This is a genomic window from Streptomyces peucetius, from assembly GCF_025854275.1.
GTDB classification, from domain to species: Bacteria; Actinomycetota; Actinomycetes; order Streptomycetales; family Streptomycetaceae; genus Streptomyces; species Streptomyces peucetius_A.
Map to the genome: position 1 here is coordinate 1649397 of NZ_CP107567.1, position 25772 is coordinate 1675168.

The 25772-nt window shown below is 72.5% G+C and carries 22 protein-coding genes; 5 read left to right on the forward strand and 17 right to left on the reverse strand.

The features are described from left to right. Window positions 1-86 precede the first annotated feature (86 nt). A complete protein-coding gene (locus OGH68_RS07585) occupies window positions 87-1172 on the reverse strand; it encodes a prephenate dehydrogenase (RefSeq protein WP_264242560.1) in 1086 nt (361 codons plus the stop codon). Further along, on the reverse strand, window positions 1169-1531 hold the full coding sequence (gene aroH / locus OGH68_RS07590) for a chorismate mutase (protein WP_264242561.1): 363 nt from the start codon (window positions 1529-1531) through the stop codon (window positions 1169-1171). The genes OGH68_RS07585 and aroH overlap by 4 nt, the downstream gene beginning before the upstream one ends. Window positions 1532-1667: 136 nt before the next feature. On the opposite strand from aroH, the gene OGH68_RS07595 reads away from it, so the two are divergent. The 3 genes from OGH68_RS07595 to OGH68_RS07605 all read left to right on the forward strand — a co-directional run bounded on the left by OGH68_RS07595 (window position 1668) and on the right by OGH68_RS07605 (window position 3329). Beyond that, window positions 1668-1997 carry a DUF952 domain-containing protein gene (locus tag OGH68_RS07595; RefSeq protein WP_264242562.1) on the forward strand — a complete coding sequence of 110 codons (330 nt, stop codon included), beginning with the start codon at window positions 1668-1670 and terminating at the stop codon, window positions 1995-1997. Window positions 1998-2126: 129 nt separating this feature from the next. Beyond that, window positions 2127-2561 (forward strand): Rieske (2Fe-2S) protein, encoded by a 435-nt coding sequence (locus tag OGH68_RS07600; protein WP_264242563.1) that lies wholly within the window; start codon window positions 2127-2129, stop codon window positions 2559-2561. 87 nt (window positions 2562-2648) lie between these two features. Then, window positions 2649-3329 carry a nucleotidyltransferase domain-containing protein gene (locus tag OGH68_RS07605; protein WP_264242564.1) on the forward strand — a complete coding sequence of 227 codons (681 nt, stop codon included), beginning with the start codon at window positions 2649-2651 and terminating at the stop codon, window positions 3327-3329. Between the two features lie 21 nt (window positions 3330-3350). Here the strand turns inward: OGH68_RS07605 and OGH68_RS07610 are convergent, their stop codons facing one another. The 14 genes from OGH68_RS07610 to OGH68_RS07675 all read right to left on the reverse strand — a co-directional run bounded on the left by OGH68_RS07610 (window position 3351) and on the right by OGH68_RS07675 (window position 19822). Beyond that, window positions 3351-4136: a nucleotidyltransferase domain-containing protein gene (locus tag OGH68_RS07610; RefSeq protein WP_264242565.1), complete on the reverse strand. Its 786-nt coding sequence runs from the start codon at window positions 4134-4136 to the stop codon at window positions 3351-3353. Window positions 4137-4139: 3 nt separating this feature from the next. Beyond that, on the reverse strand, window positions 4140-5171 hold the full coding sequence (locus OGH68_RS07615; protein ID WP_264242566.1) for an ADP-ribosylglycohydrolase family protein: 1032 nt from the start codon (window positions 5169-5171) through the stop codon (window positions 4140-4142). Then, window positions 5168-5941, reverse strand: coding sequence for an NUDIX hydrolase (locus tag OGH68_RS07620; protein ID WP_264242567.1), 774 nt, complete (start codon window positions 5939-5941; stop codon window positions 5168-5170). Before OGH68_RS07620 ends, OGH68_RS07615 begins: the two co-directional genes overlap by 4 nt. Then, the gene (locus OGH68_RS07625; protein ID WP_264242568.1) at window positions 5938-7008 is read right to left on the reverse strand and encodes an AAA family ATPase; all 1071 of its coding nucleotides are present in this window, start codon (window positions 7006-7008) and stop codon (window positions 5938-5940) included. Before OGH68_RS07625 ends, OGH68_RS07620 begins: the two co-directional genes overlap by 4 nt. Beyond that, window positions 7005-7649, reverse strand: a complete 645-nt coding sequence (gene pnuC / locus OGH68_RS07630; protein ID WP_264242569.1) for a nicotinamide riboside transporter PnuC — start codon at window positions 7647-7649, stop codon at window positions 7005-7007. The genes OGH68_RS07625 and pnuC overlap by 4 nt, the downstream gene beginning before the upstream one ends. A gap of 122 nt (window positions 7650-7771) precedes the next feature. After that, window positions 7772-8878 (reverse strand): pseudouridine synthase, encoded by a 1107-nt coding sequence (locus OGH68_RS07635; protein ID WP_264242570.1) that lies wholly within the window; start codon window positions 8876-8878, stop codon window positions 7772-7774. Continuing rightward, a complete protein-coding gene (scpB, locus tag OGH68_RS07640) occupies window positions 8878-9456 on the reverse strand; it encodes an SMC-Scp complex subunit ScpB (RefSeq protein ID WP_264249958.1) in 579 nt (192 codons plus the stop codon). The genes OGH68_RS07635 and scpB overlap by 1 nt, the downstream gene beginning before the upstream one ends. 32 nt (window positions 9457-9488) lie before the next feature. Then, window positions 9489-10712, reverse strand: coding sequence for a segregation and condensation protein A (locus OGH68_RS07645; protein WP_264242571.1), 1224 nt, complete (start codon window positions 10710-10712; stop codon window positions 9489-9491). A gap of 48 nt (window positions 10713-10760) precedes the next feature. Continuing rightward, window positions 10761-11324, reverse strand: a complete 564-nt coding sequence (locus tag OGH68_RS07650) for a hypothetical protein (protein ID WP_264242572.1) — start codon at window positions 11322-11324, stop codon at window positions 10761-10763. Beyond that, window positions 11309-12457, reverse strand: coding sequence for a ParA family protein (locus OGH68_RS07655; RefSeq protein ID WP_264249961.1), 1149 nt, complete (start codon window positions 12455-12457; stop codon window positions 11309-11311). The genes OGH68_RS07650 and OGH68_RS07655 overlap by 16 nt, the downstream gene beginning before the upstream one ends. A 409-nt stretch (window positions 12458-12866) precedes the next feature. Beyond that, complete coding sequence (ald, locus tag OGH68_RS07660; RefSeq protein ID WP_264249962.1) at window positions 12867-13979, reverse strand: alanine dehydrogenase; 1113 nt, start codon at window positions 13977-13979, stop codon at window positions 12867-12869. Window positions 13980-14123: 144 nt separating this feature from the next. Further along, entirely contained in the window at window positions 14124-16220 is a 2097-nt protein-coding gene (locus OGH68_RS07665; protein ID WP_413471090.1) for a tetratricopeptide repeat protein, read from the reverse strand. Window positions 16221-17473: 1253 nt separating this feature from the next. Next, window positions 17474-18100, reverse strand: a complete 627-nt coding sequence (locus tag OGH68_RS07670; RefSeq protein WP_264242573.1) for an NUDIX domain-containing protein — start codon at window positions 18098-18100, stop codon at window positions 17474-17476. 87 nt (window positions 18101-18187) lie between these two features. After that, window positions 18188-19822: a CTP synthase gene (locus OGH68_RS07675; protein WP_264242574.1), complete on the reverse strand. Its 1635-nt coding sequence runs from the start codon at window positions 19820-19822 to the stop codon at window positions 18188-18190. 548 nt (window positions 19823-20370) lie between these two features. Here OGH68_RS07675 and OGH68_RS07680 point away from each other — a divergent pair. Together OGH68_RS07680 and OGH68_RS07685 are read left to right on the forward strand one after the other, a co-directional pair. Beyond that, window positions 20371-22173: a glycoside hydrolase family 15 protein gene (locus tag OGH68_RS07680; RefSeq protein WP_264249965.1), complete on the forward strand. Its 1803-nt coding sequence runs from the start codon at window positions 20371-20373 to the stop codon at window positions 22171-22173. A 48-nt stretch (window positions 22174-22221) separates the two neighbouring features. After that, window positions 22222-23844 (forward strand): PucR family transcriptional regulator, encoded by a 1623-nt coding sequence (locus OGH68_RS07685; protein WP_264242575.1) that lies wholly within the window; start codon window positions 22222-22224, stop codon window positions 23842-23844. Between the two features lie 736 nt (window positions 23845-24580). On the opposite strand, the gene OGH68_RS07690 is transcribed toward OGH68_RS07685, so the two are convergent. Further along, window positions 24581-25663 carry a glycosyltransferase family 4 protein gene (locus OGH68_RS07690; RefSeq protein ID WP_264242576.1) on the reverse strand — a complete coding sequence of 361 codons (1083 nt, stop codon included), beginning with the start codon at window positions 25661-25663 and terminating at the stop codon, window positions 24581-24583. Window positions 25664-25772: the final 109 nt, after the last annotated feature.

The following is a 25772-nucleotide window of genomic DNA, read 5'->3' on the forward strand; positions in this document are numbered from 1 at the left end:
ACAAGGTTACCGAGTGCCGACGACCACTTCTGCACCCGTACGCCGGAGCCCCCGCCCGGCCCCCGCCGGGCGGGTCCGGTGGCCGCCTACTGCCGGATCGACCAGCCCCGTTCCCGCAGCGCCGTGGTGAGGAGCGGCGCCGCCGTGGGCTCGACCATGAGCTGGACCAGGCCGGCCTGCTGGCCCGTCGCGTGCTCGATGCGGACGTCCTCGATGTTGACGCCCGCCCGGCCCGCGTCGGCGAAGATGCGGGCCAGCTCGCCCGGCTGGTCGCTGATCAGGACCGCGACGATCTCGTAGGAGGTGGGTGCGGTGCCGTGCTTGCCCGGTACCCGCACCCGGCCGGCGTTGCCGCGGCGCAGGACGGCCTCGATGCCCTCGGCGCCGTCCTGGCGCTTGGACTCGTCGGAGGACTGCAGGGCGCGCAGCGCACGGACCGTCTCGTCCAGGTCCGCGGCCACCCCGGCGAGCACGTCGGCCACCGGAGCGGGGTTCGCGGAGAGGATCTCCACCCACATCCGGGGGTCGGAGGCCGCGATACGGGTCACATCGCGGATGCCCTGCCCGCAGAGCCGTACGGCGGTGTCGTCGGCGTCCTCAAGCCGCGCCGCGACCATCGAGGAGATCAGCTGCGGCGTGTGGGAGACGAGGGCGACCGCCTTGTCGTGGGCATCCGCGTCCATCACGACGGGGACGGCCTTGCAGAGGGCGACCAGCTCGAGCGCGAGGTTGAGTACCTCGGTGTCGGTGTCCCGGGTGGGGGTGAGCACCCAGGGGCGGCCCTCGAAGAGGTCCGCGGTGGCCGCAAGCGGGCCGGACCGCTCCTTGCCGGACATCGGGTGCGTGCCGATGTACGCGGTCATGTCGACGCCGAGCGCCTCGAGCTCCCGCCGGGGGCCGCCCTTGACGCTGGCGACGTCGAGGTAGCCGCGGGCGACGCCCGCGCGCATGGCGTCGGCGAGGGTGGTGGCGACGTGCGCCGGGGGGACTGCGACGACGGCGAGGTCGACGCGGCCGTCGGGCTGCTCGTCGGTGCCCGCCCCGAGCGCGGCGGCGGTACGGGCCCGCTCGGCGTCGTGGTCGGCCAGGTGCACGGTGACCCCGCGTCCGGCGAGGGCGAGCGCGGCGGACGTGCCGATCAGTCCGGTTCCGATGACGAGCGCGGTTCTCACTGGGCGATGTCCTTGCGGAGGGCGGCTGCGGCACCGAGGTAGACGTGGGCGATCTCCGCCTTGGGCAGGTCGGACTCGACGTGCGCGAGTATCCGTACGACGCGCGGCATGGCTCCGGCGACGTCGAGTTCCTGCGCGCAGATCAGCGGCACGTCGACGATGCCGAGCTTGCGTGCGGCGGCGGCCGGGAAGTCGCTGTGCAGGTCGGGGGTGGCCGTGAACCAGACGCTGATCAGGTCGTCGGCGACGAGGGCGTTGCGTTCCAGGATGGCGGTGAGCAGCGCGCTGACCTGCTCGTCCATGTGCGCGGCGTCGTCCCGTTCCAGCTGGACGGCTCCACGGACAGCTCGTACCGCCACGTCATGCTCCTTACGTGTGTGCCCGCGCGGGTCGTGCGCGGGTGCTTGCGTTTCAGCGTAGTCAGCGCAGAGCGCCGTGAGCGTGGTGACCGCTCTGCGAGACGGGGCACGGCGGCTCGCTGCTACAACTGGACGCATGATCTTCCATGTCGTGCCCGCCGGTGAGTGGACCGCCGATACCGGGCGGGCCTACGCCCCCGCCTCCCTCGCCGCCGAGGGCTTCATCCACTGCAGCTCCGACGAGCCGGCCGCCCTCGCCGTCGCGGAGGCCCGCTTCCGTGAGGTCCCGGACCTGCTGGTCCTGGTCATCGACGAAGGCCGGCTCCGGGCCGACGTCCGCCGGGAGGGCCCCGGTGACGCGTTCCCGCACGTGTACGGGCCGATCGAGCGTTCGGCCGTGGAGTCGGTGATGGCGGTCCACCGGGACGCGGACGGCCGTCCGCGCCGGCTCGTCCCCTGGAGTTGACCGCCCACCGGGGCGCACACTGGGCCGACGGGCGGACACGCGCTGCCCGGTTGCTTCTTCTCCGCCCGGTCAAGGGCCACGATGCTCGTGTCCCGAGCGGGTCGGGGGTCACGAGCCGAGGAGAGTGCCATGGACACACGTCGACGGACGGTCCTGGCCGCGGGCGCGGCCGGAGCGGCCGCTCTGGTGGCGGGCTGCGGGGACGGAGGCGGCGGGGAGGACCCGGCAACGCGGCCGCCCGCTCCAAAGGAGGACGGCGGCACGCCCTCCCCCGCCGATGAGGAGCTCACGAGCACCGGAGAGATCCCGGTGGGCGGCGGCAGGGTGTTCGCCGACAGGAAGGTCGTGGTGACGCAGCCGGAGGCCGGGGACTTCAAGGCGTTCTCCGCGGTCTGCACCCATCAGGGCTGCACGGTCGCGAACGTCTCCGACGGGACCATCAACTGTCTGTGCCACAGCAGCAAGTTCCAGATCGACGACGGGTCGGTGGCGAGCGGCCCGGCGACGAAGCCGCTGCCGGCGCAGCCGATCACGGTCTCCGGGGACTCGATCCGCGTCGACTGACGCGAAGGGGCTTGGTCCGGGTCGCCGGGGCGGACGGACCCGGTCCCGACCGGCGGGTGCGGCGGGGCCTCACGTAACCTCTCGCGCATGATCCCCGAGAGGCTCGTGCGCGACCACACGGTCTACTCCTGCGTCATGGGCTCGCGGGCCTTCGGGCTGGCCACCGACGACAGCGACACCGACCGGCGCGGGGTGTTCCTCGCGCCCACGCCGCTGTTCTGGGGTTTCGAGAAGCCGCCCACACACATCGAGGGCCCCGCGCAGGAACAGTTCTCCTGGGAGCTGGAACGTTTCCTGGAGCTGGCGCTGCGCGCCAACCCGAACATCCTCGAGTGCCTGCACTCCCCCCTCGTCGAGCACGTCGACGACACCGGCCGCGAACTGCTCGCCCTGCGCGACGCCTGCCTGTCCCGCCGGGTGCACGAGACGTTCGTGCGGTACGCGGCCGGCCAGCGCCGGAAGCTGGAGGCGGACGTGCGGCAGCACGGGGCGCCGCGATGGAAGCACGCCATGCACCTGCTCCGGCTGCTCAGCAGCTGCCGCGACCTGCTGCGCACGGGCGAGCTGGTGATCGACGTCGGCGCGGACCGGGAGCGGCTGCTGGAGGTCAAACGGGGCGAGGTGGCCTGGGAGCGGGTGGAGTCATGGATGATCCGCCTCGCCGAAGAGGCCGAGGCGGCGGCCACCGTCTCCCCGCTCCCACCCGCCCCGGACCGCCCCCGCGTGGAGGACTTCCTGGTACGCGCCAGGAGGGCGTCGGCCGCGTGAGACCGGCGCGGCGCTCGGCGCTCAGTGCGCCGCGTCGTACGCGGCCTCGGCGGCGTTGTGCAGCCGCGTGCGGGTCACCAGCCGGTCCAGGTCGTCGAACGCCGACGGCTCCTCCGGCAGCTCTGTCGCCTCACGCGCCTCCTCCAGCACCGTGTGCAGGGCCTCGACGTCCGTCCGGACCCGCTCCCCGTCGTCGAGGACGGCCGGGCCGTGTTCCGCGTCCGCCTTGGCCGCGATCAGGTCCGGCAGGTAGCCAGGCGCTTCCACCTGCCCCAGCAGGGTGGGCAGATGAGCCTGCACCTCGCCGCTGCGCATGAGGTGGATGCCGGTCAGCAGGGCGCGGAACGTGTAGAGCAGCGACTTGAGCTCGGCCGTCTTCTCGAACAACCGCCACTGGGTACGGGCGAATCCCCGGTAGTGGTGCGCGTGATGTGACGTCAGCACTCCGGGCACGTGCGCCACGAGTTCGGCGTGGACGTCCGTCGCCGCGACGACGAGCGGCGACAGCAGCTGCTCCAGCACATAGCCGTTGCGCCGCAGCATCAGCCGGACGAACTTGCGCAGGTCGTGAGTGACGAGGTCCATCTCGACGCCGTCCTGCTCCCACATCCGCGTGGTCGTCTCCTCAGGTTCGCGCAGTCCGACGAGGTCGGCGAGCGGGAGGAGGTGCACGCCGCGCAGGTCCACGTCGGAGTCCCGGGACGGGAAACCGTAGAGGTGCGCTCCGGAGACGGTGGCGAAGAGGATCCCGCCGGGGCGCACGGGCAGGGCCGTGCGCAGGCCGGCGAGGTCGAGCGAGTGGGTCATGGATCAAGCGTCCCAGAGGGCTCCCAGCGTCACGAGTTCACCCCGGTACTCGATCCGGTCCGCCCATGCGCTGGGCCACGCCCTCGATCCCAGGTGCGCGCCCGCAAAGGCGCCGGCCAGGCAGGCGATCGAGTCGGAGTCGCCCTTGGTGCAGGCGGCCCGGCGCAGTGCCGTCAGGGGCTCCTCGGGGAACATCAGGAAGCACAGCAGGCCCGTGGCGAGCGCCTCCTCCGCGATCCAGCCCTCGCCGGTGGCCAGGCACGGGTCGAGCTCCGGCTCGGGCGAGCGCAGGGCCGCGGCGAGGCGTTCGAGGACCTGGAGGCACTCGTCCCAGCCGCGCGCGATGAACGCCTCGGGCGTCGGGTCGTGCGAGTACGTCCACAGGTCGCCGAGCCAGCGGTGGAGGTAGCGGCTGCGGTTCTCGTACGCGTGGGAACGCAGCTGGCCGACCAACCCGGTCGGTTCCGCGCCCTGGGCCAGCAGGTGCACAGCGCGGGCCGTGAGGTCGCTCGCCGCGAGGGCGGTGGGGTGGCCGTGGGTGAGGGCGGCCTGCAACTGCGCCGCGCCGGAGCGCTGTTCCTCGCTCAGGCCCGGCACGAGCCCGACCGGCGCGACGCGCATGTTGGCTCCGCAGCCCTTGGAGTCGAGCTGGCTGGCCTGCTGCCACGGCCGGTCGCTGTCGAGCTTCTGGCAGGCGACCAGGCAGGTACGGCCCGGGGCCCGGTTGTTGTCCGGCGAGTGGTACCAGTCGACGAACTCCTCGCGCACCGGCCGGACCAGCCGGGAGGCGACGAGCAGGCCGCGGGACATGGCCGTGCGGATGCCGCGGGCCAGCGCGAGCGTCATCTGGGTGTCGTCGGTGACGATCGCCGGCGTGGGCAGTTCCATCCGCCGCCACGGCCCGCACTTGGCGAGGATGGACGGCACGTCGTTGAACTCGGTCGGGAAGCCGAGGGCGTCGCCGAGGGCGAGCCCGGTCAGCGCCCCGGTGGCGGCCTGCTTGGTGATGGTTCTGGTGCTCCTCGTGGTGGTCATGTCTGCTGCCGTCCCTCCGGTCGCAGGAGTGGTGGGTGCAGGACGGAGGCGGCTCCGGCCCGGTAGAGCGCGGCCGGTTTGCCACGGCCGCCGGTTCGGCGCGGTTCGCCCTCGACGGCCTCGACGAAGCCGGGGGTGGCGAGCACCTTGCGCCGGAAGTTGGGGCGGTCGAGTTCGACGCCCCAGACGGTCTCGTACACCTGCTGCAGTTCCCCGAGCGTGAACCGGGGCGGGCAGAAGGCGGTGGCGAGACAGGTGTACTCGAGCTTGGCGCCGATGCGGTCGTACGCGTCGGCGAGGATGCGGTCGTGGTCGAAGGCGAGCGGAGCGGGACGGCGGTCCCGGCCCGGGGCCCCGGGAGGCGCCGCCGCGGGCAGCGGCGTCCAGCGGGCATGCGCCGCGTCCCCGCCGCCGCGCGGCTCCGGCAGGTCCGGTACAAGCGCGGTGTACGCGACGGAGACGACACGCATCCTCGGGTCGCGGTCCGGTTCGCTGTAGGTCCGCAGCTGTTCCAGGTGGAGGTCGGCCGCGGTCCGCTCCGACAGTCCGGTCTCCTCCGCCAGCTCCCGGCGGGCGGCCGTCTCCGCGGACTCCCTCGGCAGCAGAAAACCGCCGGGCAGCGCCCAGGCGCCCTGGTAGGGCTCCTGCCCGCGTTCGACGAGCAGCACGTGCAGCCGGCCCTCCCTGACCGTGAAGACGGCCAGGTCGACGGTGACGGCGAACGGTTCGAAGGCGTACGGGTCGTAGCCTTCGGGGCGGGTGGCGCTCATCGTTTCTCCGGGAGTGGGGGCGCGAGGTCCCAGCCCTCGCCGATCAGTGCGTCCACGGCCGCCACAGCTGTGGCGAGCCGTTGCTCGTGCGGGCCGGTGAGCTCGACGGCCGGGCGGCCGGTGCGGGCCAGCTCCTCGCGGAATCGGCCGGTCATCCACGGCCGCAGGTGCTCGCCGTCGCGCAGGCCGTCGTCCTCGAAGGCGACGCCTTGGTGGTCGGTCAGCAGCCACAGGTGCTGCCGCCGGGGTTCGGGGGCCGCCTGGTAGGGCCCGCCCAGGTAGCGCTCGTGCCAGACGGTGGTGGCGAAGGCGTCGGTGTCGCAGAAAAGGACGGGCGATCCCGCCCGCGCCGCCTGCTCCTCCAGCTCCGCCTGCCGGCGGGCGATCAGCGGGAACTCGTCGGACGCGAACGCGACCTCGCTCCACGGGACACCGGGCCGCAGCCGCCGCAGCGCGGCCAGCTTGAGCGCGCTGAACTCCCGTCCGTACTCGGGAACGCAGCGGGTGCGCGCCCACACCCCGCCGCGCCGCCGGTAGTGCTCGGCGAGCGCCCAGGCCATCGTGGTGGTGCCGGTGGACTCCGCGCCGAGGACGACCACCCGGCGGGCGAGCGCGGCACGCACCGGCGGCTCCAGGAAGTCCCAGCAGCCGACGGGGTCCTTGCGCACGGCCGTCCCCGACACCGGGAAGACGCCCCGGTCGGGGTCGACGCAGACCGACTCGGCTCCGAAGCGGCGGCCGAGCTCCTCCCCGTACGCCTCCGAGGTGAAGACGGCGTCCACCCGCTCCGGGACGGCGGCGCGGAACACGGCCATGTGCGCGTCCCAGACAGCGGGGTCGTTCACGTCCACCGGAATGTCGTCCATGGCGCCCACGACCCGTACGCCGGGGTGCACCTCACGCATCCACGCCACGCGGTCGGCGAGCGGGATCGACTCGACGGTCGCGGCGCACACGAGGACGGTGAGCCGCACGCAGCGGTCGGCGGCGGTCCGTACGAGGTGGTGGTGGCCCGCGTGCGGCGGATAGAACTTGCCGAGAACCAGGCCGTGTCCGTAACGCCTCATACGGCCACCGCCTGCCTGCGGGCGGCCAGGTCGCGGGACCAGTTCAGCAGGCCCGCGACGCACAGTGCCATGAAGCCGAGGTAGAGCAGCGACGTCAGATAGAGCCCCTTGTGCGCGTACAGCGGCACGTACACCACGTCGGCGGCGATCCACAGCCACCACGACTCCAGACGCTTGCGGCACTGCCCGTACGTCGCCATCAGGGACAGCGCGGTCGTCAGCGCGTCCCAGAAGGGGACGGTGGAGTCGGTGGCACGGTCGAGGAGGAGCGTGAGCGCGAGGGTCGCCACCACCCCCGCCGCGAGCAGCCAGGTCCATTCGGTGCGGGTGGTGCGTCGCACCGGCAGGACGGAAGAGCCTGGTCCACCCCCGTGGGTCCAGGTCCACCAGCCGTACGCGGCGAGGGTGATGAAGACGATCTGCAGGCCGGCGTCGGCGTACAGGCCCGCCTGGGTGAAGAGCAGGACGAAGAGGACGTTGTTGGCGATGCCGATCGGCCAGTTGGCGATGTGCTGGCGGGCGACGAGCCACACGCAGAGCGCGCCGCTGCCGAAGCCGAGGAATTCGGTCCAGCTCACCTGGGTGCCCAGCACGGTGAACAGCGGCTGCCGCAGCGGTTCGAGGATGTCCGTGAGTCCCACGCCCAAGCTCCTTAATAGTCATGTTGACTATAAAGCGTCCACGGTGGTCGCCACAAGGGCGTAAGACAGCAAAAGGCCCGTGACCTCGGCAGGTCACGGGCCCTTTCTGGGGGTTTGTGCGTTTAGAGACCGACTTCCTTCATCAGCATGCCGACCTCGGTGTTGGTCAGCCGGCGCAGCCAGCCGGACTTCTGGTCGCCGAGGGTGATCGGCCCGAAGGCGGTCCGCACCAGCTTGTCCACCGGGAAGCCCGCCTCGGAGAGCATCCGGCGCACGATGTGCTTGCGGCCCTCGTGGAGGGTGACCTCGACGAGGTAGTTCTTCCCCGTGTTCTCCACGACACGGAAGTGGTCCGCGCGGGCGTAGCCGTCCTCGAGCTGGATGCCGTCCTTGAGTCGCTTGCCGAGTTCACGCGGCAGCGGCCCCTGGATGGCGGCCAGGTAGGTCTTCTTCACACCGTACTTGGGGTGGGTGAGACGGTGGGCCAGCTCACCGTGGTTGGTGAGCAGGATGATGCCCTCGGTCTCCGTGTCGAGCCGGCCGACGTGGAAGAGCCGGGTCTCGCGGTTGGTGACGTAGTCGCCGAGGCACTGGCGCCCGTCGGGGTCCTCCATGGTCGAGACGACGCCCGCCGGCTTGTTCAGCGCGAAGAACAGATACGACTGGGTCGCGACGGTCAGACCGTCGACCTTGATCTCGTCCTTCTCGGGGTCGACGCGGACACCCTGCTCGATCACGATCTTGCCGTTGACCTCGACCCGGCCCGCGTCGATCAACTCCTCGCAGGCCCGGCGCGAACCCATGCCGGCCCGGGCGAGCACCTTTTGAAGCCGCTCGCCCTCCTGGTCCCCGAAGGTCTTGGGGGTCTTGATCTGCGGCTTGTCCGCGTAACGCTCGCGGTTGCGCTCCTCGGAGCGGGCGTCGTACTCGCGCGAGCGCGCGGGTGCCGTGCGGCCGCCGCCGCGCTGCGGCGACTGCCGGGGCCCGCCCTTGGCGCCGCCGCGGGCCGCGCCGCCACGCCCCTTCTTCGGCGCCTCCGGGGAGGAGCCGCCCACGTCGTAGCGGCGCTCCTCCGGACGGGGCCTGCCCGCACGCTTCTGCTGATCGTCCCTGCTGTTGCCGGCGCCCCGGTAGTTCCCGCGCCCGCCGCTGCTGCCGCGGCCGCCGCTGTTGCCACCACGGCTCCCGCCGTTGTTTCCGCTGCTGTTCCTGCCGCTGCTGCTTCGCATCAAATTTCCGTCTTGTCGTCTGCTGCATCGAGATCCGGTGCATCCGGTGCATCCGGATCGAACGACGGAACCCCTTCCGGCGTCTCCGCCTCGATCGCGTCCGCCTCCGGTAGGAAGGGCGCGAGCTCCGGAAGCTCGTCCAGGCCGCGCAGGCCCATCCGCTCCAGAAAGTAGTTCGTCGTCCTGTACAGGATCGCACCTGTTTCGGGTTCCGTGCCCGCCTCCTCGACCAGACCCCGCTGAAGGAGCGTGCGCATCACGCCGTCGCAGTTCACCCCGCGCACCGCGGAGACCCTTGAACGGCTCACCGGCTGCCGGTACGCGACGACCGCGAGGGTCTCCAGGGCGGCCTGGGTGAGCCGCGCGTGCTGCCCGTCGAGCACGAAACGCTCGACGGCGGCGGCGTGCTCCGGGCGGCTGTAGAACCGCCAGCCGCCGGCGACGAGCCGCAGCTCGAAGCCGCGGCCCTGGACGGTGTACTCGTCCGCGAGCTCGCGCAGCGCGTCCGCGACGGCCCTTCGGGGCTGCTCGAGCACCTTGGCGAGGTGCTCCTCGGTCGCGGGCTCGTCCACGATCATGAGGACGGCCTCGAGGGCGGGCTTGAGCTCGCTCACCGCTTCTCCTCCACCACTTGGTCGAACTCGTCCGTCACGGTCACCGCCCGGGCCTCCTCCGCGGCCCAGACCACCGTCAGCTCGCCCAGCGCGTCCTCCTGATCGAGCGCGACGGCCTTCTCGCGGTACAGCTCCAGCAGGGCCAGGAACCGGGCGACGACGGTCAGCGTGTCCGGAGCGTCTTCGGTCAGCTCCTGGAACGAGGCCCTGCCGCGCGCCTTGAGCAGGGCGACCACGACCTCGGCCTGCTCCCGGACGCTGACCAGCGGCGCGTGGATGTGGTCGACGTACACCTGCGGCTTCGGCCTGGGCTGCATGGCCTTCACCGCGAGCTTGGCGAAGCCCTCCGCGCCGATGCTGATGACGACCTCCGGCAGCAGCTCCGCGAGGCGCGGCTCCAGACCGACGGTACGGGGGAACCGCCGGGCCTCGTCGTCCAGTCTCCCGTCGAAGATCTCGGCGATCTGCTTGTACGCCCGGTACTGCAGGAGCCGGGCGAACAGCAGGTCACGCGCTTCGAGCAGCGCGAGGTCGGCCTCGTCCTCGACCTCCGCGGCGGGCAGCAGCCGCGCGGCCTTGAGGTCGAGCAGCGTCGCGGCGACGACGAGGAACTCGGTGGTCTGGTCGAGGTCCCAGTCGGGGCCCATGGCCCGGATGTAGGCCATGAACTCGTCGGTGACCTTGGAGAGGGCCACCTCCGTGACGTCGAGCTTGTGCTTGGAGATGAGCTGCAGCAGCAGGTCGAACGGCCCCTCGAAGTTGACCAGCCTGACTCTGAACCCGGTACTGCCGTCCTCGCTGCCGCCGCGCGACGCCCCCTCGCCGGCGGCATCGGGCCCACCGTCCCCGGGCGACGCGCCCTCTTCGGGAACCGCGTGCCCGCCGACCGCCGCGGGCGACCCGTGGCCCGCGGCCCCGGGCCCGCCGACGGCCGGGGCATCCGCCTCGGGCGCCTCACCGCCGCCCTCGCCGTCGTCCGGCGACGACAGCGGCTCGGCGCCGCGCTCCTCGGCATGCACCGCATGCAGTTCCGGCTCCGGCGCCTCGACCACGTCCGCGCCGCCGGAGCAGCCGTCCGTCGCGCCGGTGTCCGGGGGCTCGCCCACGGTTTCGGGGAGGGGCGGGGTGGGGGAATCGCCCTCCGCCGGACGCGTCGTGCCCGGTCCCCGCCCCAGGGCTCGGCGGCGGGGCGGGCTCGGCGGGTCGTCGTTCGGGGGCATGTGGGTCCAGGGAGCGGGAGGTACGGGGCGCGCCCGCAGGCTACCCGGTCAGCGGCCCCGCAGGCGTCTTACCAGGATGCTCGCGTCGCCCCGCTGCTCGAGGTCCGCGAGGACCACCGCGACCGCCTCGCGGACGATCCGGCCGCGGTCGACGGCCAGGCCGTGCTCGCCGCGCAGCACCAGCCGTGCGTGTTCGAGGTCCATGAGCTCCTCGGCGGAGACGTAGACCGTGATCTTCTCGTCGTGGCGTTCCCGCCCGCTGGGCCGGCGGTTCGCCCCGCGCCCCCGTCGGCGCGGCGGGGCCCCGGCCGCGCCTTCCTGTGCGGGGCGGGCCTTGGCCGCGGCCGGCGCCGCGCCCCGGCCGGACGGTCCCGCGGCGTCAGCGGTCCGGCTGCGACCCTCCTCGGACGCCTCCGCGTCCGCCGCCGAGTGCTCTTCGGACGAGGGCTGCGCCGACGCCTCGTCGGGCTGCTCGCCCTGCGCCGGTACGCGCGGCTCACCGCCGCCCGCACCCGGGTTCGCCTGCTTGCGCGGGGACGACGCCTGCAGCGCCATGCCCCCGGTCGTACGGAAAAGCTCGTCGGCCCCGGGCAGACTCACTCGGCGTGACACCGGGCGAGCACCTCCCTGGCGAGCTGGCGGTACGCGGCGGCGCCCACGGAGTTCGACGCGTACGTCGTGATGGGCTCACCGGCCACGGTGGTCTCGGGGAAGCGGACGGTCCGCCCGATGACCGTGTGGTAGACGTGGTCGTCGAAGGCCTCCACGACCCGCGCGAGCACCTCGCGGCTGTGCACGGTCCGCGAGTCGTACATCGTGGCGAGGATGCCGTCCAGTTCGAGGTCGGGGTTGAGCCGCTCCTGGACCTTCTCGATCGTCTCCGTCAGCAGCGCGACACCGCGCAACGCGAAGAACTCGCACTCGAGCGGCACTATCACCTTGTGCGCGGCGGTCAGCGCGTTGACCGTGAGCAGGCCGAGCGAGGGCTGACAGTCGATCACGATGTAGTCGTAGTCGGCCATCAACGGCTTCAGCGCACGCTGGAGCGTGGACTCGCGCGCGACCTCGCTCACCAACTGCACTTCCGCGGCGGACAGGTCGATGTTGCTCGGCAGCAGGTCCATGTTGGGCACGGCCGTCTTCAGGAGCACCTCGTCCGCCGCCATGCCCCGCTCCATGAGCAGGTTGTAGACGGTGAGGTCGAGCTCCATCGGGTTGACGCCGAGACCCACGGACAGCGCGCCCTGCGGGTCGAAGTCGACGAGCAGCACCCGCCGTCCGTACTCGGCGAGCGCGGCGCCCAGGTTGATGGTCGACGTCGTCTTGCCGACGCCGCCCTTCTGGTTGCACATCGCGATGATCTTCGCGGGGCCGTGGTCGGTCAGCGGGCCCGGGATCGGGAAGTACGGCAGCGGACGCCCGGTGGGGCCGATCCTCTCGCGTCGCTGGCGGGCAGCGTCGGGCGCGAGGGTGGCCGCGTACTCGGGGTCGGGCTCGTACTCGGCATCGGGGTCGTAGAAGTGCCCCTCGGGGACTTCCTCGTAGGCGGCGAAGTGGGTGGACTCTCGGCCACTCTCGTTGCCGGCCATGGCGTTCACGTGTTGGCCGTCCATCGTCTTCATCGTGTGGGCTGTCGTCATGTGCGTCGTGTGCCGGCGCTGGTGCGTGGCGAAGGGGCGGACAGCGACGGAGCCGACAGCCTCGAGACCGGACGACGGGTCCTGGCCCGCCGATGGGGGTGCCACCACGCCCTCAGGGCGTAGAGGGACCGTTCCTGGTTGACCACCCCCGGGAGTAAATGTCGACTCATTCACAAGTCGTCTTACCTCCTTGGACGGTGACCAGGAAACTTATCGATAGGTCAGCGTGGCACCATGCCGACGGTTGGCGACTCTATGGCGTGTCACCGCTCCGCAGCAACACAATCCGCCGGACCCGGCCCGATGTGTCGGCAATCGAACACCCCTCTGTCAAGGGCGCACGAGCTCTCACGCATGCCTCCACCGACACGTTTCAAGGGTGTGCGAAACGGTTAAAGGGTTACGTTCGAGGCGAGTTGAGCGACCACCGCAAAGCGGGCACGGACGAGTCCGGCCGGACCTTGCTCGGCAAGGTCCGGCCGGACTCGTGACGTTGACGACGCTGGTTGACCGCTCAGCCGAGCAGCGTGCTCAGCTCGACGCTCTCGAGGCCGTGCGCCTCGGCGACCTCGCGGTAAACCACCTTGCCGTCATGGGTGTTGAGACCCTTGGCGAGCGCGGGGTCACGGCGCAGCGCCTCGACCCAGCCGTTGTTGGCCAGCGACACGATGTAGGGCAGCGTGGCGTTGGTCAGCGCGTAGGTGGACGTGTTCGGCACCGCGCCCGGCATGTTGGCGACGCAGTAGAAGACCGAGTTGTGGATGTTGAAGGTCGGCTCGGCGTGGGTGGTCGGACGCGAGTCCTCGAAGCAGCCGCCCTGATCGATCGCAATGTCGACAAGTACACTTCCGGGCTTCATCTTGGCGACGAGCTCGTTGGTGACCAGCTTCGGCGCCTTGGCGCCGGGGATGAGCACGGCACCGATGACGAGGTCGGCCTCGACGACGGCCTTCTCCAGCTCGAAGGCGTTGGAGACGATCGTCTGCACCTTGGTGCCGAAGATCTTGTCCGCCTCGCGGAGCTTGTTGATGTCCTTGTCGAGCAGGGTCACGTGGAAGCCCATGCCGACGGCGATCTGCGTGGCGTTCCAGCCGGAGACGCCGCCACCGATGACCACGGCCTTGCCGGCCTGGGTGCCGGGGACACCGCCCGGGAGCACGCCGCGGCCGCCGGCCGAGCGCATCAGATGGTACGCGCCGACCTGCGGGGCCAGCCGGCCCGCGACCTCGGACATCGGGGCGAGCAGCGGCAGCGCGCGGTTCACCTCGACCGTCTCGTAGGCGATCGCCGTGGTGCCGGACTCCAGCAGGGCGTCGGTGCACTCACGGGAGGCGGCGAGGTGCAGGTAGGTGAAGAGCGTCTGGTCCTTGCGGAGACGGTGGTACTCCTCCGCGATGGGCTCCTTGACCTTCAGCAGCAGGTCGGCGGTGGCCCAGACCTCGTCGGCGGTGGCCAGGATGTTCGCACCCGCGGCGACGTACTCGTCATCCGTGATCGAGGAGCCGACACCGGCGTTCTGCTCGACGAAGACCTGGTGTCCGTTGCGCACGAGCTCGTGCACGCCGGCCGGGGTGATGGCCACCCGGAACTCGTTGTTCTTGACCTCGCGGGGGATGCCGACCTTCACGTCGATCACGGTCCTTGGCTCAGGGGATATATCGGTCGATGACACGCGTACCCAGCTACGCACGGGCATACCGGGACACACCACGAGAAGACGTGGTGATGCCAGTCTAATGAAGGATTTCCCACTGTCTAGCCTTGCAAAGACCTAATCTTCGAGCGAACGGCCACGGATTTCGTAGGTGGAATCCTCTGCTCCAAGCATTCTTTCCGCAGCACTGCGGTGCAGCCGTGCCGCTGCGGGGTCGCCCAGCCGGTCGAGAGTGTCGGCGAGCCTGATCCGCAACGCCGCGTGCAGCCGCGCATCACCGGCCCGGCGCGCCAGCTCCACCGCCTCCTGGCAGGTGCGCAGGCATTCCTCGGGCCGGCCCGCGTACTCCTGGACCCGGGCCACCTCGCCCAACGCCCTTGCCCGGGACGGCAGATCGCCTGCCCTGCGGTGGCCGGCGACCGCCGCCCGCCAGCTGCGGAGCGCCTCCCCGTAGCGGCCCGCGTAGGTGTGCACGGTGCCCAGCCGCCCGTACAGCCGCGCCTCGTCGGCGCGCTCGCCGCGTGCCTGACGCTGCGCGAGGGCCCGGCCGTACCAGTCGGCCGCCCGCTGCCAGTCACCGAGCTCCTGGTAGGCGCCGCCTACGGATTCCATCGCCCGGCCGGTCGCGTACGGGTCGTTCGCGGCGCGGCCCGCGTCGAGCGCCGCCCGGTAGCGGGCCAGCGCGTCCTCGGTACGTCCGGTCTGCGCGTCGAGATCGGCGAGATTGAGCAGGGCGGCGGCCTGTTCACGGTGCAGTCCCCGGCGCTCGGCGACGTCCAGCACCAGCTGGTGCAGCCCGTACAGCTCGGGGGCCGCCGCCTCGGTGCCCCAGTGCGCGGCGAGTGCCCTCACCAGGGCCGCGACCAGCCGGCGGGCCAGTGTGTCCAGATCACCGTCGTCGACGACGAGCCGCGCGGACGCCAGCAGCTCGGACCGGCTCGCGCGCAGCCACTCGGCGGCCGCCCCCGCGGAGGCGAAGCGCAGGACGCGCGGCAGAGCTGCCAGCTTCTTACGGGCCGGGGAGCCTTCGGGCTCGGTGGTCGCCCGGCAGGCCTGGAGCCGTCGTACGGTCCGCTCCAGCATCCTGGCGCGCGCCAGCTGAACCTCGGCGGGACGGTCCGTGGCCTCCATCAGCGAGCGCAGGAGCGGCGCGAGGGCGCCCGGCACCTCGAAGGAGCCGCCCGCCCGCCGCACCAGCCCGAGCCCTGCGAAGCTCTCGAGGGTGTCCTGGGCGGCCGGGACGGAGCACCCGGACAGCGCGGACGCGGTGTGCGCGTCCGCCCGCCCGGCCGGTGCGAGCGCCAGCAGCCGCAGCGTCCGCGCGGCGGACTGCGGAAGCGACTCGTACACCAGCCGGAACGCCCTGGCCAGGGGCCGGTCCCCGGCCGAGTGCTCCTCGCCGGGCCGCAGCCCGCGCAGCCGCTTCGCGGCATCGGCGACGGAGACCCCTGGACGGGCGGCCAGCCAGCCGCCGACCAGCACCAACGCGGCGGGCTGACCGCCGCACTCCTCGGCGATCGTCTCCGCGGCCTGCGGGTCGACCGTGATCCGGACCGACCCTGTGAAGGTGGTGAGCAGTTCGATCGCGGACCTCGCGTCCAGACCGCCGAGCGTGCACGGACGTACGCCGGGGATGCCCGTGAGCGGGCCGCGGGAGACGGCCACCACCAGACAGTCCGGGTTCTGCGGCAGCAGCAGGTCGACCTGCTCGGCATCCGTGACGTCGTCGACGAGGAGCAGCATCCGCCGTACGGCCAGGGCCTCCCGCACCATCTCGGTCAGCTCGTCGTCGCCCGCACCGGGCGGCGAGGTGATGCGCAGCCGGTCGAGCAGCCCGCGCGCCGCCTCCTCCATGGGGACCGGCCGGCCGCCCGGCTCGGTGAGCCCGACCCGCAGAACGCCGTCCGGGTAGCGGTCGCCGAGCGTGCGGACGAGTTGCTCCGCAAGCGCGGTGCGGCCGGCGCCGGGCCGGCCGGCGATCAGCAGCACCCGCGCGCGGGGCGCCTTACGGCCGGCGAGTGTGTCGAGCCCGGCCCGCTCGATGTCGGCGACGAGCGCCTTCAGCTCCCGCTGCCGCCCGAAGAACGGCCGCCGCTCACCCCGACCGCCGTCCTGCCCCGGCCGCACTTTCGCACCCCCCACGGCGCCGGACACCGTGACCGGCCCGGCCTCCGGGCCGTTCGGGACGGGCCGGCCCGCGGCGCCGGACGCCATGCCCTTCGCCTGCCCCGGCCGCACTTCCGCCCCCGAACCGGCGGGACCACCGGGCATCGTGACCGGCCCGGCCTCCGGGCCGCACCCGACGGACCCGCCTGTGGCGCCGGACGCCATGCCCGGGTCGGCCTCCGGGCCGTTCGGGACGGAGCCGCCTTCAGCGCCGGGCACCGTGACCGGGTCGGCGGCCGGGCTGTTCGAGACGGGCCCGTTCTCCAGTTCAGGCCCAGACCCCTGCCGCACCGGTCGCGCGCCCTCGCCGGCGCGGCCGCCGGACGCCATGACCGGGTCGTTCCCGACGGACCCGCCTGTGGCGCCGGACGCGATGACCGGGTCGGCCACCGGCTCGTTCAGAACGGTCCCGCTCGCCGGCCCCGGTCGCGCTCCCTCACACGCCGGGTCGCCGGACGCCATGACCGGGTCGGCCTCCGGGCCGTTCGGGACGGAGTCGGCCGGGCGGGCCGGGGCCCGGTTGCCGGTCGGCGGAAGCTCAGCCGGCTCCGGCGCGGCGGACACGCCTGCAGACGTCTTCGCGTCCGGCGACGCCCCCGCCGTCGCGCTGGTGCGTGCGTCGCAGCCGGGAGGGGCGTCGGCGCCTGACAGCTCGTCCGGCCGGGGCTGACGGTCACCGACCACGCCCGGGAGTTCACCCGGCACCGGGCCGTCCGCGGCGGGCCCGTCGCCCTGCACCGCGCGGGGCGTTGCCGCGGACGTCTCGCCCGCCACCCCGAGAACGGGCGCCGTGGGCCCCGCCGACTCGCCGGATCGTGCCGGGGGCGTTCCCCCCGCCGTCGTACGAGGGGCGGCTCGGAGGGCCGATTCGCCGGGGCCTGCCGAAGGCACCTCGCCCGCCGCCGCCGCACGCCAGACGCGGGCGTCGGGGCCGAGGCGGAGGCGCTCGCCGGGGTGTTGTTCCGGGGTGAGGCCGGGCCGGGGGCCGGTGCCGGAGCGGGCCCGGGTGGGCGGCGCCGGCACGGCGCGGGCGGCGGGCGCGGCTTCGGGAGACGGCCGGTCCGGCGCGACGTCGGCGTGGTGGTCCGGCTCAGGAGGGGCCGACCGGTCGGGGCCGTCCAAATCCAGCGCCTGATCCGTCACGGGCCACGCTCCAGTCCGCCGTGCGAGCCGAGCCCGGCGGGGCTCCGCGCGGGCGGTTCGAGCGTAGTTCAGGCACCACGGCGATCCGTGCGGAGCAGGGCGGAGCCGTCGCCCGATCGGATCAGCAGATCGTCACATCAGGCGCGCGGTCGGGGTATTCACGCCTCGAACGGCCGCGCGGGCCACTGCGCCTCCGCGGGGCGCAGCGCGTCGAAACCCTCTCCGCCGCGCGCCGCGACCGCGGACAACACGCCGACGACCAGGCACGTGTTGTGGAGTTCACCGGCGAGCACCCCGCGCACCAGCTCCTCCAGCGGCACCCGCGCCAGCTCCATGTCGGCCTCCTCCTCCGAGACCTCGAAGCGTTCGCCCTCCGCCTCCGAGAGCTCGCGGGCGAGGAAGATCCGCACGGCCTCGTCGCAGCCGCCGGGCGTGGTGTAGACGTCGGTGAGCACCCGCCAGTCCTCGGCCTTGACGTGCGCCTCCTCGTACAGCTCGCGCTGCGCGGCGTGCAGCGGGTTCTCCCCGGGCACGTCGAGCAGCCCGGCCGGAATCTCCCACAGCCGCTGGCGCACCGGGTGGCGGTACTGGCGGAGCACCAGGACCCGGCCCTCGCCGTCGAGGGCGAGCACGGCGACGGAACCGGGGTGAACCTGGTAGTCGCGCTTGACGACCGTGCCGTCGGGCATGACGACGTCGTCGGTGCGGACGCTGGTCTTGTTGCCCCGGAACGGCGTCGCGGTCGCGGTGACCTGCCAGTGCTCGGGCATGTCCTTGATGGCCATCGAAAAGCGTCCTTCCAACCGCACAACGGAAACCGGGGTACGAACCCGTCACAGGTCCGTACCCCGGCCAACCGTATCGCCTGTGTGTCAGTGACCCGACTTGCGCTCCACGGCCGCCTTCACCAGACCGGCGAACAGCGGGTGCGGACGCGTCGGACGGGAACGCAGCTCCGGGTGCGCCTGGGTGGCGACGAGGTACGGGTGCACCTCGCGCGGGTACTCGACGTACTCGACGAGCTTGTTGTCGGGCGACGTTCCCGAGAAGAGGATGCCCGCCTTCTTCTCCAGCTCGGCCCGGTAGGCGTTGTTCACCTCGTAGCGGTGGCGGTGGCGCTCCTCGACGTACGGCTCGTCCGCGTACACCTCGCGCACGATCGAGCCCTCGGCGAGCTTCGCCGGGTACAGACCGAGGCGCATGGTGCCGCCCAGGTCGCCCGCGCCCTCGACGTACGCCAACTGCTCCTCCATGGTGGAGATCACCGGGTGGGAAGTGGCCGCGTCGAACTCGGTGGAGTTGGCGTCGGGGATCTCGGCCAGGTTGCGCGCGGCCTCGATCACGATGCACTGCAGGCCGAGGCAGAGGCCGAGCAGCGGGATCTTGTTCTCACGGGCGTACTGGATCGCGCCGACCTTGCCGTCCACGCCGCGCTCGCCGAAACCGCCGGGGATGACGATCGCGTCGACGTCGCCGAGCTGCTTCTGCGCGCCCGCCGGGGTCTTGCAGTCGTCGGAGGTGACCCACTTGACCTTGACGCGGGCCTTGTTGGCGAAGCCGCCGGCGCGCATCGCCTCGGTGACCGAGAGGTAGGCGTCGGGAAGGTCGATGTACTTGCCGACGAGCGCGACGTTGACCTCGTGGTCCGGGTTGTGGACCCGGTCGAGCAGGTCCTCCCACACCGTCCAGTCGACGTCGCGGAACGGCAGGTCGAGCTTGCGCACGACGTAGGCGTCGAGTCCCTCGGTGTGCAGCACCTTGGGGATGTCGTAGATCGACTTGGCGTCGATGGCGGCGACGACGGCGGCCTCGTCGACGTCGCACATCAGCGAGATCTTGCGCTTGATCGCGGTCGGCACGTCACGATCGGCGCGCAGCACGATCGCGTCGGGCTGGATGCCGATGTTGCGCAGCGCGGCGACGGAGTGCTGCGTCGGCTTGGTCTTCAGCTCACCGGAGGGGCCGATGTAGGGCAGCAGCGAGATGTGCACGACGAAGACGTTGTCCCGGCCGACCTCGTGGCGGACCTGGCGGACGGTCTCCAGGAACGGCAGCGACTCGATGTCGCCGACCGTGCCGCCGACCTCGGTGATGACGACGTCGACGTCGTCGGTCGCCATCCTGCGGATCCGGGACTTGATCTCGTTGGTGATGTGCGGGATGACCTGCACGGTGTCGCCCAGGTACTCGCCGCGCCGCTCCTTGGCGATGACCTGCGAGTAGACCTGGCCGGTGGTGACGTTGGCCGAGCCGTCGAGGTCGACGTCGAGGAAGCGCTCGTAGTGGCCGATGTCCAGGTCGGTCTCGGCACCGTCGTTGGTGACGAACACCTCACCGTGCTGGAACGGGTTCATCGTGCCGGGGTCGACGTTGAGGTACGGGTCGAGCTTCTGCATGGTGACCCGCAGGCCCCGCGCCTTGAGCAGCGCGCCCAGGCTGGAGGCCGTGAGGCCCTTGCCGAGGGAGGAGGCGACACCCCCGGTGACGAAGATGTGCTTGGTCGTCATGGCTGTGCTGTTTCGAAAAGCAGCGGGCGGCATCGCCAAGAGGGGGCTCCCGTGGTCTCGCGAGGTGAGGTGCGTACCGGCCGCCGACCCGGATCCGGGGGTGCCGTCGCTGCGGTTTCGGTGCCTTGCGGCCACCGGTCCACGGGGTACCAGGGTATCAGCGACAGGGAGGGGTCGCCTCCGGTCACGCCCCCCGCACGCGCCCGCAGGCCCGACGGATGTACCGTGACGACAGGTGTGGGAACCGCTCATCGCTGAACACCTGCCGCTCGGCCGTTCGACGCACCCATGTTGCCGGGACACCCACACAGATCGCCGACGTGCGTCGTATCCTGCTCGGACACTCGCTGCCGAGCCGGACGTGTGAACGGCCTCCATCCCCAGACCGTCACCCGGAAAACGGCGCCCCCACCAAGCTTGTGGCAACGCCTCCCGCGTGGTGTTTTTGGGGTAGCCGCGGCTCGTCGACGACTCTTGACCCCAAGGAACCGCAGAAATCGCAGCAAGCGCCCCGCGGGGCGGACGTGGCCGTTCGACTGGAGATGCACGTGGCCGGGCGCATCGAGGATTACGCACTCATCGGAGACATGCAGACCGCAGCACTGGTCTGCCGGGACGGCACGGTGGACTGGCTGTGCCTGCCCCGCTTCGACTCGCAGGCCATCTTCGCCGGGCTGCTCGGAACCGAGGAACACGGCTTCTGGCGGCTGGGACCGGCGTACGGATCACACTCCCAGGCGCCGGTCGCCACCCGCCGCAACTACCGCGGCGACTCGCTGATCCTCGAATCCGAGTGGGACACCCCGCGCGGCACCGTCCGCGTGACCGATTTCATGCCGCCCCGTGACGGCGCGCCGCAGGTGATCCGGATCGTGGAGGGCGTCTCCGGCCGGGTGCCGATGCGCTCCGCACTGCGGATGCGCTTCAGCTACGGCCGGATCGTGCCGTGGGTCCACAAGGTCGACAACCGCACGGTCGGCGTCGCCGGCCCCGACTCGGTGTGGCTCGACGCCGACACCGACACGTACGGCAAGGACCTCACGACCTACTCGGACTTCACCGTCGCCCCCGGGGACCGGATCACCTTCACGCTCAGCTGGCAGCCCTCCCACAAGGAGCCGCCGGCCCTGCCGGACCCGGAGGGCTCGCTGGAGGCGACCGCCGAGTTCTGGCGCGAGTGGGTCGACCACTGCACCTACCACGGGCCGTACCGCGAGGCCGTGGTCCGCTCGCTCATCACGCTGAAGGCCCTGACGTACGCCCCGACCGGCGGCATCGTCGCCGCACCGACCACCTCCCTCCCGGAGGAGATCGGCGGCGTCCGCAACTGGGACTACCGCTACACCTGGCTGCGCGACGCGGCGATCACCCTCTCCTCGCTCCTGCGCACCGGCTACCGCGAAGAGGCCCGCGCCTGGCGCGAGTGGCTGCTGCGCGCCGTCGCCGGCGACCCCGAGAACCTGCAGATCATGTACGGCATCGCCGGCGAGCGCGAGCTCGGCGAGGCGGAGCTCGACTGGCTTCCCGGCTACGAGAACTCCGGCCCGGTGCGGGTCGGCAACGGCGCGGCGCAGCAGCTCCAGCTCGACGTGTACGGCGAGGTCACCGAGGCGCTGCACCTCGGACACATGACGGGCCTCGCCCGCAACGACTACGCCTCCCTGCTCCAGCTGAAGCTGATCCGCTATCTGGAGAAGCACTGGGACCAGCCCGACGAGGGCATCTGGGAGGTCCGCGGACCGCGCCGCCACTTCGTGCACTCCAAGGTGATGGCGTGGGTCGCCGTCGACCGCACCATCAAGCTGATCGAGTCGGGTGACGCGGACGGGCCGCTGGACCGCTGGACCGAGCTGCGTGACGAGATCCACCGCGACGTCTGCGAGAAGGGCTACGACCCCGAGCGCAACACCTTCACCCAGTCGTACGGCTCGCAGGAACTGGACGCGTCCCTGCTGCTGATCCCGCAGATGGGCTTCCTGCCGCCCGACGACAAGCGGGTCATCGGCACGATCGAGGCGATCCAGCGCGAGCTGTCCACCGACGACGGCTTCATCCTGCGCTACCCGACGGAGGGCTCGCACGAGGGCGTGGACGGTCTGCCCGGCGACGAAGGCGCGTTCCTGGCGTGCTCGTTCTGGATGGCGGACGACCTGGCGATGATCGGGCGGGTGGACGAGGCGCGGCGGCTGTTCGAGAAGCTGCTGTCCCTGCGCAACGACCTCGGTCTGCTGGCCGAGGAATGGGACCCGCGGCTCCAGCGCCAGGTGGGCAACTTCCCGCAGGCGTTCAGCCATGTCCCCCTGATCGACACGGCTCTGCGGCTGACCGCGTCCGGGGCGTACGGCGGCTAGCGAGCCGCTGTTGTCCTTGGAACTGTCGCCCCGGTAGCGTCCACGGCCATGGAAACGCAGGGCGGCATCACCGTGCGGCGGGCGCTCGATCTGCCCGGGCTCCGCAGTGGACTCCCGGAGGTCCTCGCCGGGGCCGACCGGCTGGAGCGCACCGTGCGCTGGGTGCACGCCGGCGAGGTGCCGAACATCGCCTCGCTGCTCAAGGGCGGCGAGCTGCTGCTCACGACCGGTCTCGGTCTCGGTACCCGCCCGGCCGAGCAGCGAGCCTTCGTCCACCGGCTCGCCGAACGGGGCATCGCGGCGCTCGTCGTCGAGCTCGGGCCCCGTTTCGCCCGGCTGCCGGCCTCGATCGTGGAGGCCGCTCGGGCGGCCGGGCTGCCGCTGGTGCAACTGCACCGCGAGGTGCCGTTCGTCACGGTGACGGAAGAGGTCCACACCGAGATCGTCAACGGCCACTACGCGCTGCTCCAGCAGGCCGAGGAGGTGTACCGCCGCTGCACCGAGGCCCTCCTCGGCGGGGGCGGCGTGCCGGAGGTGCTCGGCATTCTGGCGTCCTTCACCGGCGACCCGGTGTTCCTCGAGACGCCCGACGGACAACTGCTGTACGCCGCCGACCTGCCGGGGGCCGAATCCGCGCCGGCCGACCCGCTCCAGGTGTGGGAGGGCCTGCGCGGGGGCCGTCCCGACGGCCCGCCGGCCAACGCGGTCCTCGTCGACGTGCCCGGCGGCGGCCGCGGGGCGGGCGCCGTCCGCGCCCGGCTGGTGCTGCTGGCCGTCTCCTCCCCGCTGCTGCCCGTGCACCGGATGGCGGCGGAGCGGGCGGCCGGCATCCTCGCCGTGGTCCTCATGCAGGCCCGCCAGGAGGAGGAGCTCGCCGCCCGCGGACGCGGTGACTTCCTCACCGACCTGGCGGAGGGCCGCATCGCCCCGGAGGCCGCGCCCGCCCAGGCCCGTGTCCTCGGCTTCAAGCCCGGCACCGGGCCGCTGCTGCCGGTGGTCATGCGGCTCGCCGCCGAGCTGACGCCGACCGGCAACTGGGCGGTGCTGGCCCGCGCCGTGTCCGAGGAGCTGTCGTCGCTCGGAGTGCCCGTGCTGCTCGGCGTACGGCCGGTGGAGGGCCGTGTGCCGCTCCTCGTCGGCCTGCGGACGGAGGCCGAGCGGGTCGCCGTCGCCGACCGGGTCGCCGGGGCACTGCGCGCGGGTGTGGCGCGGGCGGGGCTCGAACGGGCGGGCGCGCAGCCGCCGGTCGTCGTGATCGCCGCCGCGGGCGGCTGGGCCGCGGCGAGCGCGGCGCTGCGGCACGCGTCGGAGACGGCGACCGCGGCGCAGGGCCTGGACGACCGGCCCTGGTACGACGCGCGCCGCCTCGACATCGACCTGCTGTTGTGGCGGCTGCGCGAGCACCCGGACCTGGCGGCGTTCGTCGACCGCGCGATCGGGCCGCTGCGGGCCCATGACGCGGCGTCACGGCCGCCGCTGCTGCCCACGCTCGAGACGTATCTGGCGCACGCGGGCCGTAAGGCGGAGACCGCGCGGGAGCTGCATCTGAACCGTCAGACGCTGTACAACCGTCTGGCGCGGATCGGGGAGCTGCTGGGCACGGATCTGGAGGACCCGGAGACGGTACTGGCGCTCAGCGTGGCGCTGAGGGCACGCCGCCACACCCGCTGAGCGGGCCTTCCTCCCCCAAGCCCGCCCCTCCCCGCAACCGGGGGCTCCACCCCCGGACCCCCGCGCCTCAATCGCCGGCGAGGCTGACTTGCCGGTCCCGTCGGGGCTCCACCCCCCAAACCCGCGCCTCAATCGCCGGCGAGGCTGGAACTTGCCGGTCCCATCGGGGCTCCACCCCGAACCCCGCGCCTCAAACCCCGGCGAGGCTGGAACATGCCCGTCTTGTCGGTGCTCCGCCCCCAAACCCCGGCCGCAAACGCCAGGTGCTGGACATGCCGGTCCCGCCAGAACTCCGCCCCCCAAACCCGCGCCTCAAACCCCGGCGAGGCTGGAACATGCCGGTCCCACCAGACTCCGCCCCGAACTCCGCGGCTAAAACTCCCTACGGCCTGGCAGCCGTGGCAGGTGCCCCCAGCGGGGCTGGATGTGTTGCCCTGCGGGCTGGCTTGCCGCGCAGCGGCATTTCCAGCCCGGCCGGCGATTGAGGCCACCGCGCGAAGCGCGGTACGCCGCCCGCAGGGCGGCACGCAGCCCGGGGCGAAGCCCCGTACCCGGCCCGGGGCGAAGCCCATACGGTGCCTGGGGCGAAGCCCGTGCCGGACCCGGGGCGAAGGCCCCTACACGGGGCCTGGGGGCGGAGCCCCCAGTCGCCTGTCGGAGGGCGGACCGGGGGCCGGGGCTTGACCCGATGCGCGTCGGGGCAGCGGGAAGGGGCGGGGAGGGGGAACGTTCGCGGTCAGTGACCCGCGGTCAGTTCGTCGTACACGCTCAGGACCTGCGCCACCGTCTCGTCCTCCGTCGGCCACGTCCTCGCCTGCGCCCTGCCCGCCGTCGACAGCCGCTCCCGCCTCGCCGGGTCCGCCAGCAGGCGTGTCACCGACGAGGACAGCGCGACGGAGTCGCCGTACGGCACCAGCTCCGCCGCGTCGCCCACCAACTCCGGCACTCCGCCGACCGCAGTGGCGACCAGCGGCACGCCCAGCCGCAACGCCTCCTGGGCGAGGAGCGAGCGGGCCTCCCAGCGGGAGGGCAGGACGGCCACGTCCGCCGCGGCCAGCAGTTCGGGGACGTCGTCACGGCGGCCCAGCAGCCGGACCTGCAGTTCCTCGTCGGTGATGCGGCGCCGGAGCGCCTCCCGTGCGGGCCCCTCGCCCGCAATCATCAGCAGCGGCGCCGGGTCCAGGCCGCTCCAGGCGCGGGCCGCGTCGAGCAGCGTGCCGTAGCCGCGCTGCGGCTCCAGCGCGCCGACGGCGAGGAGTAACGGGCGTTCGACCACGCCCAGTTCCGCGCGGAGCTTGCCGCCCCCGCCGGCCGGGGCCCACGGTGCCGGAGGTGCCGTCACCGGTACGAGCCTGGCGTCGCGCGCGCCGCAGGCCCTGGCCCGGTCGACCAGCTCGGAGCATGTGCCGAGGAGGACCGTGGCCGACCGCGCGGCCTTGCGCTCCAGCAGCCCCAGGACCGCCGCCCGTGCGCCGCCCGCGTCGTGAGACCTCGTGTACCAGGTGACGACGAGCGGGACACGGCTGCGCCGGGCGCCGAGGGCCTGCGCGGCACGTACGGCGGCGTGCAGCCCGTGCGCGTGCACCACGTCCGCATCGGCGCACGCCTCGCGCAACGCGGCGACCGTCACCGGGTCGCTGCGGCGCGCCACGGGCGCGAAGTGCGCGCCGGCGAAGTCGTAGACGTGGTCGAGCTCGGCGGGGGCGCACACCGTCACCCGCACGCCCCGTGCCGCGAGCCCCGAGGCCAGCGACATGACGTGCGCGCCGCTGCCCGCACTGCCGCCGCCCAGCACCTGGACCGTACGCAGCTGTGTCACGCGCCAAGGATGCCAGCCCGTACGGACGTCCGGCACCGTCCGGGTGTCGTGCCTGTGTACGGGAACGGGTCGCGCTGATCGGGATCACTCACAGGGGTGAACCGGCCCG

What these genes read in the sequence shown, in the direction of transcription:
- OGH68_RS07595 (WP_264242562.1), top strand. Translation starts at nt 1,668, where the DNA reads ATGATCTTCCATGTCGTGCCCGCCGGTGAGTGGACCGCCGATACCGGG.
- OGH68_RS07600 (WP_264242563.1), top strand. Translation starts at nt 2,127, where the DNA reads ATGGACACACGTCGACGGACGGTCCTGGCCGCGGGCGCGGCCGGAGCG.
- OGH68_RS07605 (WP_264242564.1), top strand. Translation starts at nt 2,649, where the DNA reads ATGATCCCCGAGAGGCTCGTGCGCGACCACACGGTCTACTCCTGCGTC.
- OGH68_RS07610 (WP_264242565.1), bottom strand. Translation starts at nt 4,136, where the DNA reads ATGACCCACTCGCTCGACCTCGCCGGCCTGCGCACGGCCCTGCCCGTG.
- OGH68_RS07615 (WP_264242566.1), bottom strand. Translation starts at nt 5,171, where the DNA reads ATGACCACCACGAGGAGCACCAGAACCATCACCAAGCAGGCCGCCACC.
- OGH68_RS07620 (WP_264242567.1), bottom strand. Translation starts at nt 5,941, where the DNA reads ATGAGCGCCACCCGCCCCGAAGGCTACGACCCGTACGCCTTCGAACCG.
- OGH68_RS07625 (WP_264242568.1), bottom strand. Translation starts at nt 7,008, where the DNA reads ATGAGGCGTTACGGACACGGCCTGGTTCTCGGCAAGTTCTATCCGCCG.
- OGH68_RS07635 (WP_264242570.1), bottom strand. Translation starts at nt 8,878, where the DNA reads ATGCGAAGCAGCAGCGGCAGGAACAGCAGCGGAAACAACGGCGGGAGC.
- scpB (WP_264249958.1), bottom strand. Translation starts at nt 9,456, where the DNA reads ATGATCGTGGACGAGCCCGCGACCGAGGAGCACCTCGCCAAGGTGCTC.
- OGH68_RS07645 (WP_264242571.1), bottom strand. Translation starts at nt 10,712, where the DNA reads ATGCCCCCGAACGACGACCCGCCGAGCCCGCCCCGCCGCCGAGCCCTG.
- OGH68_RS07665 (WP_413471090.1), bottom strand. Translation starts at nt 16,220, where the DNA reads ATGGCGTCCGGCGCCGCGGGCCGGCCCGTCCCGAACGGCCCGGAGGCC.
- OGH68_RS07670 (WP_264242573.1), bottom strand. Translation starts at nt 18,100, where the DNA reads ATGGCCATCAAGGACATGCCCGAGCACTGGCAGGTCACCGCGACCGCG.
- OGH68_RS07675 (WP_264242574.1), bottom strand. Translation starts at nt 19,822, where the DNA reads ATGACGACCAAGCACATCTTCGTCACCGGGGGTGTCGCCTCCTCCCTC.
- OGH68_RS07685 (WP_264242575.1), top strand. Translation starts at nt 22,222, where the DNA reads ATGGAAACGCAGGGCGGCATCACCGTGCGGCGGGCGCTCGATCTGCCC.